Below are 12,913 nucleotides of genomic sequence, written 5' to 3'. Positions count from 1 at the left end.
TATGAAAAATCTTCTTCTCTTATCGGTCAGCGCAGGACTGCTTTCAGCCTGCGCCGTCACGCCGGCATATGTCGGGATTGCAACAGATTTGGCGCCATTTGAAGTTCAAGCCAAGTTTGAAACCCCCGTCATGGCCAGCGAAGGCGATTCCGCCGATGACCCTGCAATCTATATTGGTGATAATGGCAATGGCTTTATCGCTGCAACGGACAAGCAAGCGGGGTTATATATCTATAACCTCGATGGTACGCAGCGCGATTACATGCCTATTGGCACGATTAACAATGTCGATTTACGCAAAGGCTTTATGTATAAGGGCGCGCCGCATGTTTTGCTCGTCACCAGTAATGATGAAATCAATGCGATTCAGGTTGTTCTTTACAACCCAGCAACAGATAGATTCACTGAACCAAAAGACGGAAAACTCTCAACGGGGACGTTATCGCCTTATGGAATTTGCCTTGGAAAATCTGTGAATGATACGTTCCATATCGGATTGACGACCAAAGCTGGCATCTATGAACAGCATATCCTCTCGGCCACCAATGGCGAACTCAGCACGCGTAAAGTGCGCGAGTTTTCAACAGGCACCAAGACCGAAGGCTGCGCTTTTGATGATCGGACAAATTTGCTTTACATAGCCGAAGAAGCGGGCGGGCTTTACCGTTATCCTGCGTCTCCATCTGGTAAAGACGAAAAATTCGTCATGGCCCGCGCAGGTGATTACGGGACAATGGCTGACCTCGAAGGCGTCACAGTTTACCAAGACGGCGCAGATGGCGGCTATGTCGTTATGTCTTCACAAGGCAATAACAGCTACGCCCTGTTCAGCCTACCGGATCATGAATTCGCAGGTCGTTTTTCTGTCACAGACGGCGCCGTTGATGGCACATCGACCACCGATGGCATCGACGTGACCTCGACTCCAACAGCGCAATTCCCCAAAGGTTTTCTGGTTGTCCAAGATGACATGGACGAAACGTCTCCATCTGAAGCGCGTAAAAAGCAAAACCTCAAAGTCATCGACTGGCGCGATATTGAGGCCGGTTTAAAATAAATCGGTTGCTTTCAACACAATCAAAAGCCGTCCTTCGGGGCGGCTTTTTTCATTGTCGTATAGTGATAGTCATTGTTGCCCTACCCTCAATGACGACGTACGGCTTAGGTAGTTGAGGTGAATGCATCTTATGGATTCCTCGGTTAAACCAAGGCATGACGAGGCAAGAAATGACGGGCGGAAGGAAGTGTTTCCGCGTGTTTATCTTTGTATACCCCCGTTAAACCTCGCTTTTCAAAAATCGCATCCCCGTTTCTCTATATCCTCTTAGTTTCAAACTTGTTCTTTTGCTCATGGACAGGAAGACGTCACCTTCTGGAGTATGAGACAGCGGGATTGAGCATCGCTTTTGACAGGGCGACTGTGCCGGGTCTTTTGGAGCGTGTGCATTACCACCGTTGCCTAGGTCGTTGTTTAGATTTCTAAACAACTAATTCGCAGGTGACGTACTGTGGGGTCGATACCACGGCCGCTTCATCAAAAACTGCTGCCGTGGGGTATGGCCTTACGAAACACTTATACATACGGTCTCCGGTAAGGAAACCGCCCCGCGGGCATGTCCACTTTATTGGATTTCTCTCATTGGCTCGGCCCCCGATGGCGAGTTGGAGAAAACGCTTGGGGCCTCATGATGATTTAACATCTTGATGATTTAACCGCTTGCACTTTACGTCGTCGAGACTATAAGGCGCGCTTCACCGGGTGCGGTCTGTTTGTTTACTGTTTGGCATGGGGTCAAACACGCAATCAGAGCCATCGTTAAGGGTCCGCCTTCACGGAATTGCTTAGCGCCGCGTCCAAAACATTGAAGGACTATTATGTCTCTGTACGAGCACGTGGTTATCTCACGTCCGGACATCTCTTCGGGTCAAGTCGAAGAATTTGTTCAAAACCTCGCCAAAAAAATCGAAAATGCCGGCGGCACTGTTGAAGGTGCTGAATATTGGGGTCTTCGCAATTTGGCTTACCGCATGAATAAAAACCGTAAGGCACATTATTCACTGCTTAAAGTAAACGCACATTCTGATGTTGTTCACGAAATTGAACGTCAACACCGCATCAACGAAGATGTTTTGCGTTATATGTCTATCCGTGTCGAAGAATTCTCTGATGAGCCTTCTCCGATCATGAAAAAACGCGAAGAGCGCAAGCGCCGCTCACGGGAGGACTAGATCATGGCGAAAGACCAAATCAAAATCGAAAACCTACCGAGCCGCACGAGCTTCCGCCGTCGCCGCAAAGTATGTCCATTTTCTGGCGATAACGGCCTGACAATCGATTATAAAGACCCAAAATTACTACAGCGCTATATGTCTGAAAAAGGCAAAATCGCGCCGTCACGCATCACTGCGGTTTCGGGTAAAAAGCAACGCGAATTGGCTCGCGCCATCAAGCGTGCACGTTTCTTGGGCCTATTGCCCTATGAAGTTAAGTAAGGAGAATACTCATGGAAGTCATTCTACTTGAACGTATTGAAAAGCTCGGCGCTATGGGTGACGTTGTCACTGTAAAGCCTGGTTATGGCCGTAACTTCTTATTGCCACAAGAAAAAGCTCTTCGCGCGACGAAAGCCAATTTGGCCCGTTTCGAAGCCGAGCGTGAATATCTTGAGCAACGCAATGAGGAAACAAAGCAGAAAGCCGCTGACGAAGGCAAAAGCCTTGAAGGTCAGAAAGTTGTCCTTATCCGCAAAGCGGGTGATACAGGCAATCTTTATGGTTCTGTTTCTGCACGCGACATCGCAGAAGAGCTTGCTGATAAAGGTGTAAAGCGCAACATGGTTGTCCTTGAAACACCTATCAAAACTCTCGGCGTGCATGACGTTACGCTTCGCCTTCACCCTGAAGTCTCTGTTGGCATCACTGTCAATGTGGCCCGTTCAGAAGACGAAGCTGAGCGCCAAGAAAAAGGCGAAGACGTTATTGCTCTTGAGCAAGAAGAAGCCAAAGCTGATGCGGCTGAAAGTGCTGCTGAACGCGCTGCAACTGCGGTTAACATGTTCGAAGGCGATGCGCCGGATGAATTTGTTGCCCCAGAAACAGACGCTGAACCTGCGACGGAAGATACGACTGAAGCGTAAAACGCCTCTTCTTAATTAAATTCGAACCCCGCCTTTAAGCGGGGTTTTTTTTATGGAAAATCCGTCCACGCCCGCGATTAACCTTTTATAAACATTATAACTTTGTAAATCTTTCAGTCTAAAGCTTAGAAGCCCAGTAAAGACTCTTTGTTACACATGCCTTGCCTAGGATAGGACTATAACAAAGGATACGAAATAATGAGTTTCATCTCAGCAATATTTGGTGGGGGTTCAACGCCGCCGCCATCGCCGCCTCCTCCCCCGCCGCCGCCGGCAAATGAGGAAACCGAACAAACCCAAAATGGTTCAGGCACAAATACGTCCTCTGAAACGGGGGAGAGTTCTCAAACGACTGAGACGGGTCAGACGACAGAAACCACCCAGACAGCCCCTGCACAAGAGACACAATCAGGCACAGAAACCCACTCCGGCCAAGCCTCTGCAGAGGACAGCGCGAATTCGGCCCCTGCTTCTGAAAGTTCGGAGCCCGTCTCAGAATCCGTTGTGCGTTTTGCGGCCTCGGATACGACACAAGCCTTTTCCGGAGAACTCGCTTTGGCCGCTGCAGAGCCGTCAACGACATCCGTACAGCTCGATATATCAGAAGCAGAGCTGCGTCAGAACGCTTCGTCTCCCACTGGGAGTTTGTTCAGCCCGTCATCAAACATTCTGTCTCTGTTCGAACCCATAGACTCAACCAGCCTTGTGCAAGCCATACCACAAGAAAGCGAAGTCTCCTCCGAATATACAGACATTGTGAAATCCTATTACTCGATTTCCAATCCAGATAACGAAATAGAGGCTATTCTAGAAGAATATTACTAAAGCCTCACAATAATATTGCTCCCAGCCAATATAACTTGCCCGCCTTATGGCGGGCCTTTTTTTTGAAACACCCATATCTCATGCCGAGTGATATTTAAATTTTTCATTGGATTTTATTACCAGCCGCCCTAATTGTCCTTAACATCATCGAGACATCGCATGATTTGGGGGAATTTATGAAACATGTAACGATAGCCATCGCCTTAACCGCCGCGACGCTTAGCGCCTGTGCCACGACCAAAACTACGCCTCCTGTGACCGTTACAGAGCCATCGGCTCCAGAAACTCCAAAATATGAAAAGCTCGTCTACGGCACACCCAAGCCCCTTGTTTGCGGTCATAGCCAGCCCGCAGAAGGTGACTTGAAAGATAGGCCCAATGCGCAGGTCATGTGGGAAAATTACCTCTATGACCGCCCAGAAGGCATTTGGGGCGAAATTGGTGGATATGTTGAAATCAATGGCAACCTTCCCTTCGATCAAGGACGCTGGACAAATGCTTGTACCGTGCGGCTTTCGCATATGCTCAATAAAGCAGGGCACAAAATCCCTCGTGAGCGTAAGAAAACAGTCAGTGGTGGCAATAAAGACCAATATTACTACCGCGTCACAGATATAGAGGCCTATCTAAAGAAGACTTATGGCGAGCCAGAAATTGCCATCACAGACGGCAGCGCGAATAGTTTTGATTTACCTGATAAAGCCGGCATTGTTTTGATGGATTTCCCGAACGGGTCTTACACGGGACATATCACAATTTGGAACGGCGCGGGGACTGTCGACGGCGCTGAAATTGGTGGTTACCGCGTTCTATTTTGGGAGCTACCTTGCTTCATCCCCGCTGAACGCAATGAGACGCCTATCGCTGCTTTAGAGCCTAATAATTCGGGTCTTATGCCTTAGCCCTTATTTTTCACCCTTATTCTTGGGGTAAGAAACGAAAGTGCCCATTAATATCTGTATTGAAAAGAAGGTCATCTTCGACGGGGCCCGCGCCGACATTATGAATAATAAGGGGCGTACCCCAGGCGGATTTTTTATCGGAAACAATCCCGATATGCGGTAATCGACCCCCTAAACGCCAACTCACAATATCTCCAGGCAAATAATCATCTGGATTTTTTGTGATAGGTACCGCCGCGCCTTGCCGTTTTAAGAAGACCTCTAAATTTGGTACACGGCGATGATCTATATTCTTATCCGCCCGCTTTAGTCCCCAACTTTGCGGGTAAGCACTGAAATTTGCTCGCATATCTTCATGTACGGCCTTTTGAAAGTCAAAGCCAAAAGCGTTTCGATATGTGCGGATAATCACATCTGTGCAAACGCCTGTATCTGCCGGAACATCTCCGAAGGGGTAGCTGAGTTTAACATAGGCCGGATCATATCTCACAGACGCCCGCGTGCGTTCACGTGCTGCATCCACCACAGCTTCTGATGTAAAAGCCACGGCAGACGGGGCCCAAAGGGTTGCCATTACCAAAATTAACAAAAAACGCATAACGCCCCTTATTTAATCGATTTTTGTTAACCAACCCATAAATACAGAAGAACTACATGTGCAATCCTTTTCATCAGCCCTTTTTCAACGGCCGATGGAAGAAACGTCTATTTCTTTTCGTTTTTCAATGACGCTGTGCCTGCACAATATGCCCCTCTATAAGGGTTTCTCCTAGCAATTTCATGGCTTCAACACGGTGAAGGCCTTCTTGTAAGACATATCTATCTTTGCCTAATCTTACATAAATCGGCCGTTGCAATCCATTTTCGAGAATATCTTCAGCTAGTGTTTCGACTTTTTCTAAATCCAAAGTCTTTTTCTTTGCGGCTGGAACATAAATCTTGTCCAGAGGTATATCTACAATGCGCATACAGGCCTTTTCCTTAGAAATTTGTCCCGAAGTTTGATAGTAAGTCACAACACTATAGACCGCCCAAGCGGAATGAGAACAAAATTATGACTGACTACGCTTTTCCGCCTGCCAAACCAGTGAGCCTCCCCATTTTAGGGCAAACGGAGCGTTTCCCTGTTCGACGTATATATTGCGTCGGTAAAAACTATTTAGATCATGTTTCTGAAATGGGCGGTGATGTAGAGGCCGCTAAATCAGGACGTAGCGAACCTGTTTTCTTTACGAAAGCCGCTGAAACTTTGGTCGAAAGCGGCGTGGACATCCCCTACCCGCCCAATACTGAAAACTTGCATCATGAAGTAGAACTTGTCGTGGCAATGGGACCTTCAGATGATGGGGATGTAGAAATTTTTGCCTATGGCGTAGGTATTGATATGACCCGCAGAGACTTACAGGCTTCGGCAAAGACGAAAGGCGGCCCATGGGATCGGGCTAAGAACTTCAGCCATTCGGCCCCCTGCTCTGAGCTAACCTTGGCAAAGGATGTCGACCTGACCAAGGCTCATATCGTATTACGCAAAAATGGGGATATCGTTCAACAAGCAGCTTTGTCCGACATGATTTGGAACATAGACGAGATTATTGCGCATTTGAAATCCGATATGGATCTAAAGGCGGGTGATTTAATCTATACTGGCACGCCTTCAGGCGTAGGGCCTGTCACACGCGGGGATGAGCTATCCGGCGGAGCTGAAGGGCTTGAGCGGATTACCGTTCGTTTCTTTTAACGCCCTTAGGCACTTATTTAAACAGCTCTGGTTTGATGTTATTTATCACACCCGACGCGCTATATACATTCGCATCATTGGACCCTGATTTTAGCAAGCGTATTTCAATATTATGCTCAACTTTGTTGCCGCTCAGGCTACGCCCTAAATCATTCAAACTAATACCGACCCCAACAGAAGTTCCGCGACCATAATACCCACGACCACTACTGACGCCTACGCTTGAGGAAACACCTGAACCTCTTCGTGTCATATCTGATGTATGCCCACCAAGTACTCGAAAATGAGAGTAACCCTCAGCCTGAGTAATTTCTGCGGCTCGCAATAACGCATAATCCTGTGCTTCTACATCGGATCGGCCAATATAATTAATCCGAAAGCGATCATTCTCAATTTTAGTTGTCTCAAACCCTAACTCTCCAGAGGCTGAAGCTGGTCCATATGCAGAAGGCCCCGTCGCACAAGCGGCAAGCGAAAGGGCCATTAGGCCAGATATAAAAAGTTTCTTCATTTCAATCTCCGAAGCCAATCTTTTGACAATAAATTTGCGCATCTTTGCAGATAGTTTAAAAAGCATAGCAAATCTAAGCTGACTGTGACATTAATGTTTACAGATGGAGAATGAAGACGTGTATTGGGCAGAATACGCGTAAAAGAGACATGAAAATGCCTAAGTTAACATTAGACGATATTCTGACCCCATTGGCGATTACCGTTATCATCGATGAGAAAGTTCCAGACCCTGAAATGTGGTCTTTTATTGAGCAGGGCTTGGGGTTAGCAGAGCTATTTGGCATTAAAGGGCTAAAGCCTAAAGACTTGAAAAATTGGTATTTTGAGCATGCCGACGAGATGAAAAAGAAGTTATCAAGCTCTCGCAAAAACACCTATATCTTACGCGTATTAACCCGTTTCAAAGAAGACATTGAAATTGAAAATGTTTTTGACGCGATGGTGGCTATCTCGGTCAGTGACAAAGAATTTCATATTGATGAGAGTGAATTAATTCGCTCCGCCGCGAACATTTGGGGCTTTCAACGCCCCCCTATCAAAGTAACAAAGAAATAAATTCACACGTCGCAAGCTAGAGATTAGCTATCGAGTGACATAAGCTCCGCTATCAAACATACATTGCATGGCGTCAGAAACCGCAAAAGGCGCTCAATTTGACATGGCGCTAAATTCTACGCTTTTTCAAAAATTAAAGGCAGAGTAATTTCTTACCCTGCCCTCTTATTTTACGAATTCGCTTCCATCGCGTCGCGGCGGCGACTTTCTTTCTTGCGCTCATGTTCTAGCAAATAGCGCTTTCGGATACGGATATTCTCTGGCGTTACTTCGACCAATTCATCATCATTGATAAATTCAAGAGCATATTCAAGCGTCACAGGAATCGGCGGCGTAAGAACAACGGCTTCGTCAGTTCCTGAGGCCCGAACATTGGTTAGCTGTTTTCCCTTCAAGACGTTTACAACCAAATCATTATCGCGGGCATTAATACCGATAATCATTCCTTCATAAACTTCGACAGCGTGACCGATGAACATTGTACCGCGGGCCTGTAGGTTCCAAAGGGCAAAGCCAGCAGCCTTACCGGCGCCGTTAGAGACCAAAACGCCCTTCGGACGACCGCCAATCGTTGACTTGGTACGTGGCTTATAGGCGTCAAAGTTATGATAAAGCAGTCCTGTACCCGATGTGAGAGTTAGGAATTCAGAACGGAAGCCGATTAAACCGCGCGTCGGGATTTGATAATCTAAACGCACACGACCCTGCCCATCGGGGACCATGTCTTGCAAATTACCTTTACGCTCACCAAGCTTTTCCATAATGGATCCTTGGTGATCAGATTCCACATCAACCGTAAGATTTTCCCACGGTTCGCACATGACGCCATCAATTTCCTTATTTATAACTTGAGGGCGCGAAATCGCGAGTTCATATCCCTCTCTGCGCATGTTTTCGATAAGAATAGAGAGATGCAATTCACCACGGCCAGAAACACGGAATTTATCAGCTTCTTCTAATTGCTCCACGCGAAGCGCCACATTGTGAATGAGCTCTTTCTGGAGACGGTCATTAATATTACGCGAGGTTACATATTTACCTTCACGGCCTGCAAAAGGCGAGTCGTTCACTTGGAACGTCATCGAAATTGTCGGTTCATCTACGGTGAGAGCTGGTAACAATTCGACCTTATCAGGGTCACAAATCATGTCTGAAATGCCAAGATTATCAATCCCGGTAAAACAACAAATATCCCCAGCTGAAACAGCATCCGTCTCAACGCGATCAAGCCCCATAAACCCATAAAGCAATAAGACTTTGGCTTTTCGTTCTTTTCCATCGGGTGTCGCCACAATGACCTGTTGGTTCTTTTTAATTGTACCCCGAACAACACGGCCAATGCCGATAACACCAACATAGCTATTGTAATCAAGTGCAGAAACTTGGAGCTGTAGCGGACCATCAGGGTCCACATCAGGAACAGGTACATTTTTGACGATGGCTTCGAATAATGGCGTCATATCTTCGCCAACAGTATCGACTGTGTCAGACGCCCAGCCATTTAACGCTGAGGCATATACAACAGGGAAATCCATTTGCTCATCCGTTGCGCCGAGGCGGTCGAATAAATCAAATGTTTGATCAACAGCCCAATCAGGGCGTGCACCAGTCCGGTCAACTTTGTTGACCACGACGATTGGTTTTAACCCATGTCCGAGTGCTTTTTTCGTAACAAAGGATGTTTGCGGCATTGGACCTTCTGCCGCATCAACAAGCAATACAACGGAATCAACCATAGACAAAACACGTTCGACCTCTCCACCAAAGTCCGCATGTCCCGGTGTGTCGACAATGTTAATGCGCCATTCTTGTCCAGAAGGGTCCGTCCAGCGGATGGCCGTGTTCTTTGCCAAAATTGTGATACCGCGTTCTTTTTCGATATCGTTTGAGTCCATGACCCGTTCTGCGGCTTCGCCGCGCTCTTCCAATGTCCCTGATTGACGAAGAAGTTTATCAACCAAGGTCGTTTTTCCGTGGTCAACGTGAGCCACAATCGCGACGTTGCGCAGGTGTTTAATCGAGTCAGACATATATAGAGCCACTTATTCAATATTTGGGCGCTCCATACCCGAATAAGGGTCAAAGTCTAGTAGGGATTTCAGGGGATAGCTTTTAGAATGACCGCAGGGGTAAAAATTAGGCCTTTTGGCAGTCTAATTATACACCATTGCTTAAATGATGCCCCCCAATCGCTTGTCTCAATCACATTTGATATAGCTGTCAGACTAAAGTTTAGCGGGAATGGTCACATATCCTATCCCACTACTTGTCCAATGCCGCTACTTGCCCCCGTAATGATGGCCACTTTTCCTTTTATTTCTATGAGATGCTCCGTTTCAAAGAGAATTCAAACGAAATTTATCAAGAGCAAATCAACGCACAGCCAAATTTCGGCCATGGCATATGTAATTTACAGAGCGTGCCACATCCCCACTAACAAAAACACCTGCGCACGCTTGCATCTCCTCCCTTCACTTGCCACATCAACAGAAACACTAATGTGATGGCTTGATGAAAGACTTCGATGAAAACTGATACAGCCCCAAAGCAAAAACAGACCCCAACCCGCCTTGCCGACTACACTCCGCCGAATTTCAATATTGAGGCTGTCTCACTAGATTTCGATCTAAACCCCAAAGAGACGACAATACGTAGTCAACTGACCGTAACGCGGCTCGCACCGGGCCCGCTCGTGCTTGATGGCGAAGACATCACTCTGAAATCCGTTAGCCTTGATGGCAAAACTTTAAAACGAAGTGATTACTCACTTACTCAAACACAATTGATATTAAAGGATTTGCCAGAACGCTCTTTAATCGAAATCGAAACGGTCTGTAACCCATCCGAAAATTCAACACTTATGGGTCTATACGTTTCTGGCGGACGGTTTTGTACACAATGTGAAGCGGAAGGTTTCCGCCGCATAACCTATTACCCGGATCGGCCCGATGTCTTGTCTGTGTTCCGTGTTCGCCTGCAGGCCGATTTGAAAGACTATCCTTATTTATTGGCCAATGGGAATATGGTCGAATCTGGTGCCCTAGACGGAGGTCAGCGCCATTACGCTATTTGGGAAGACCCCTTCCCTAAACCTGCCTATCTTTTCGCCCTTGTCGCGGGTGAGTTTGACATTCTAGAAGATAGTTTCACAACAATGACGGGCCGTGACATCCCGCTGACAATTTATGTCGACCCGGGTGACGCCTCTCGCGCAGAATATGCCATGGATAGCCTAAAGCGGTCTATGAAGTGGGATGAAGAGGTTTTTGGCCGAGAATATGACTTAGACCGCTTCATGATTGTCGCTGTTCGCGATTTCAATTTCGGAGCAATGGAAAATAAAGGTCTAAATATTTTCAATTCCTCCCTTCTTTTGGCGGATGCCGCCACAGCGACAGATATGAATTTTGAGCGCATTGAATCTGTGGTCGCACATGAGTATTTCCACAATTGGACTGGCAACCGCATTACTTGCCGTGATTGGTTCCAACTCTGCCTCAAAGAAGGTTTTACAGTCTTCCGAGATCAAGAATTTTCAGCCGACCAGCGTGACCGCGCTGTGCAGCGAATTAAAGATGTTAAGGCGCTCCGAATGCGTCAATTCGCCGAAGATGCAGGCCCTCTATCACACCCTGTTCGGCCTTCTGAATATATGAAAATTGACAATTTTTATACAGCGACAATTTACGAAAAAGGCGCTGAGCTTATTCGCATGCTCAAAACCATGCTTGGCGAAGACGATTTCCGAAAAGGCAGTGACGTTTATTTCGAACGTCTTGACGGCACGGCAGCAACGGTTGAGCAATTCCTTGAGAGCTTTGAAATTGCAACGGGTAGAGACCTCTCGCAATTTATGCGGTGGTATGAGCAAGCGGGTACGCCAGAACTCTCGGTTGAGGTAGAAAGTCCGGTTAACATGCCGGTATCATTGACAAAGATAACCTTTACTCAGAAATTCTCACCCGCTTCAGGGCAAGCCGATAAACAACCGGTCATCATCCCTATTCGTTGGCAAGCTATTGGGGATACCGGCCCGATTACAGAGCCTCAGCTTACCCTATTGAAATCAAAGGAAAATGCTGTGTCTTTGCCAGATATGGGCGAAGACTTCTCGCTCTCGATTTTGCAAGACTTTAGTGCGCCTGTCATATTGAAAACGCGGCAAACATCCAAAGACCATTTGCGCCTTATGGGACAAGACCCAAATGCTTTTAAGCGATGGGAAGCGGGGCAAACACTGGCTCGTGAGCTTATTGGCACGCAAGCAAAAGCGATTGAAAGCGGCCAAATGCCTAAGGTCAACAAGGCTCTTCGTGGTTATTGTCAGGCCCTAGGGAAGACACTCGACGACGTCAATTTCAACAGTAGTTTCAAAGCCCTAGCGCTTACTCCGCCCGCCGCAACAGAAATCATTCAAGCCTCTGAAACATCTGACCCTATTGCGGTATCACTTGCAGGCGAATGGTTATCTCGCGCAATCGGAGATACACTGCATGAAGACTTATTAAATCTCTATCACGCCCTTTCAGATGAAGGGACGTTCAGTCCTGATGCGCATTCTGCTGGACGCCGAGCTTTGCGCAATCGCTGCCTCTCTCTACTGGCTTCGCGGCAAGACCCTGTCGTTGCAGGATTGGCCATAGAGCAACTTGGCACCGCCACGAATATGACCGACGAACTCGCGGCCCTGATGACCCTCACTAAGCTGGGCGGGAAAAGAGTCGAAACATCAATGACAGAATTTTTCGAGAAATGGAAAAACAACCCACTTGTCATCGATAAATGGTTTTCCGTCCAAGGCATGCGTAAACATGATTCAGGCATTGAAGCCATTGAAGCGCTCGTCAATCATTCTGCCTATGATCCGCGCAACCCTAACCGCGTACGTTCTCTTATTGGATCTTTTGCCATGGCCAATCCACATATGTTCCATGCTGTAGATGGTAGTGGATATGCGTTTTTCACTCAGCAAGTCCTCGATATGGATAGCCGTAACCCGCAAGTGGCTGCACGCCTATTAGGAGCCTATGAAGTTTGGCGGAAACTCGACGCCAAACGGCAAGGTTTGATTAAAGCGCAATTGCGACATGTCATAGGCGCTGCCCCTTCAAAGAATGTTATGGAAATCGCGAACAAGACTCTCGGAGAATAAAACACTCAGAGAGTACAAATGTAAGGAAACAGGCATTTATGATGAAAATATAGCCAAACTCTCAAGACGATTATTTTGTATTTTAGTAAGA

General features: G+C 47.1%; 13 protein-coding genes. 9 read left to right on the top strand and 4 right to left on the bottom strand.

Annotated elements, in window-relative coordinates; translation table 11 throughout:
* The first annotated feature begins 1 nt into the window (after position 1).
* The 6 genes from DES40_RS01200 to DES40_RS01175 all read left to right on the top strand — a co-directional run bounded on the left by DES40_RS01200 (position 2) and on the right by DES40_RS01175 (position 4,864).
* Positions 2–1,057: a phytase gene (locus DES40_RS01200; protein WP_170144828.1), complete on the top strand. Its 1,056-nt coding sequence runs from the start codon at positions 2–4 to the stop codon at positions 1,055–1,057.
* 818 nt (positions 1,058–1,875) lie between these two features.
* Positions 1,876–2,229, top strand: a complete 354-nt coding sequence (gene rpsF / locus DES40_RS01195; protein WP_121098753.1) for a 30S ribosomal protein S6 — start codon at positions 1,876–1,878, stop codon at positions 2,227–2,229.
* A gap of 3 nt (positions 2,230–2,232) precedes the next feature.
* Positions 2,233–2,493: a 30S ribosomal protein S18 gene (gene rpsR / locus DES40_RS01190; RefSeq protein ID WP_121098752.1), complete on the top strand. Its 261-nt coding sequence runs from the start codon at positions 2,233–2,235 to the stop codon at positions 2,491–2,493.
* Between the two features lie 11 nt (positions 2,494–2,504).
* A complete protein-coding gene (gene rplI / locus DES40_RS01185) occupies positions 2,505–3,137 on the top strand; it encodes a 50S ribosomal protein L9 (protein ID WP_121098751.1) in 633 nt (210 codons plus the stop codon).
* A gap of 198 nt (positions 3,138–3,335) precedes the next feature.
* A complete protein-coding gene (locus tag DES40_RS01180; RefSeq protein ID WP_121098750.1) occupies positions 3,336–3,962 on the top strand; it encodes a hypothetical protein in 627 nt (208 codons plus the stop codon).
* A 176-nt stretch (positions 3,963–4,138) separates the two neighbouring features.
* Positions 4,139–4,864 carry a T6SS effector amidase Tae4 family protein gene (locus DES40_RS01175; protein WP_121098749.1) on the top strand — a complete coding sequence of 242 codons (726 nt, stop codon included), beginning with the start codon at positions 4,139–4,141 and terminating at the stop codon, positions 4,862–4,864.
* Positions 4,865–4,880: 16 nt separating this feature from the next.
* Here the strand turns inward: DES40_RS01175 and DES40_RS01170 are convergent, their stop codons facing one another.
* Both DES40_RS01170 and DES40_RS01165 read right to left on the bottom strand, forming a co-directional pair.
* The gene (locus DES40_RS01170; protein WP_121098748.1) at positions 4,881–5,462 is read right to left on the bottom strand and encodes a DUF1287 domain-containing protein; all 582 of its coding nucleotides are present in this window, start codon (positions 5,460–5,462) and stop codon (positions 4,881–4,883) included.
* A gap of 124 nt (positions 5,463–5,586) precedes the next feature.
* Positions 5,587–5,832 carry a ParB N-terminal domain-containing protein gene (locus DES40_RS01165; protein ID WP_121098747.1) on the bottom strand — a complete coding sequence of 82 codons (246 nt, stop codon included), beginning with the start codon at positions 5,830–5,832 and terminating at the stop codon, positions 5,587–5,589.
* A gap of 86 nt (positions 5,833–5,918) precedes the next feature.
* Here DES40_RS01165 and DES40_RS01160 point away from each other — a divergent pair, with 86 nt between their 5' ends.
* Complete coding sequence (locus tag DES40_RS01160) at positions 5,919–6,602, top strand: fumarylacetoacetate hydrolase family protein (RefSeq protein ID WP_121098746.1); 684 nt, start codon at positions 5,919–5,921, stop codon at positions 6,600–6,602.
* Between the two features lie 13 nt (positions 6,603–6,615).
* On the opposite strand, the gene DES40_RS01155 is transcribed toward DES40_RS01160, so the two are convergent.
* The gene (locus DES40_RS01155; RefSeq protein ID WP_147405818.1) at positions 6,616–7,113 is read right to left on the bottom strand and encodes a CC0125/CC1285 family lipoprotein; all 498 of its coding nucleotides are present in this window, start codon (positions 7,111–7,113) and stop codon (positions 6,616–6,618) included.
* A gap of 155 nt (positions 7,114–7,268) precedes the next feature.
* On the opposite strand from DES40_RS01155, the gene DES40_RS01150 reads away from it, so the two are divergent.
* On the top strand, positions 7,269–7,670 hold the full coding sequence (locus tag DES40_RS01150; protein WP_121098744.1) for a hypothetical protein: 402 nt from the start codon (positions 7,269–7,271) through the stop codon (positions 7,668–7,670).
* 170 nt (positions 7,671–7,840) lie between these two features.
* Here the strand turns inward: DES40_RS01150 and typA are convergent, their stop codons facing one another.
* Entirely contained in the window at positions 7,841–9,700 is a 1,860-nt protein-coding gene (gene typA, locus DES40_RS01145; RefSeq protein ID WP_121098743.1) for a translational GTPase TypA, read from the bottom strand.
* Positions 9,701–10,194: 494 nt separating this feature from the next.
* On the opposite strand from typA, the gene pepN reads away from it, so the two are divergent.
* Complete coding sequence (gene pepN, locus DES40_RS01140) at positions 10,195–12,822, top strand: aminopeptidase N (protein ID WP_121098742.1); 2,628 nt, start codon at positions 10,195–10,197, stop codon at positions 12,820–12,822.
* Positions 12,823–12,913: the final 91 nt, after the last annotated feature.

Source organism: Litorimonas taeanensis, from assembly GCF_003634015.1.
In the GTDB taxonomy this organism is placed as follows: Bacteria; Pseudomonadota; Alphaproteobacteria; order Caulobacterales; family Maricaulaceae; genus Litorimonas; species Litorimonas taeanensis.
The sequence above is the reverse complement of the archived record's forward strand: the minus strand, read 5'-3'. Positions and strand labels throughout refer to the sequence as shown.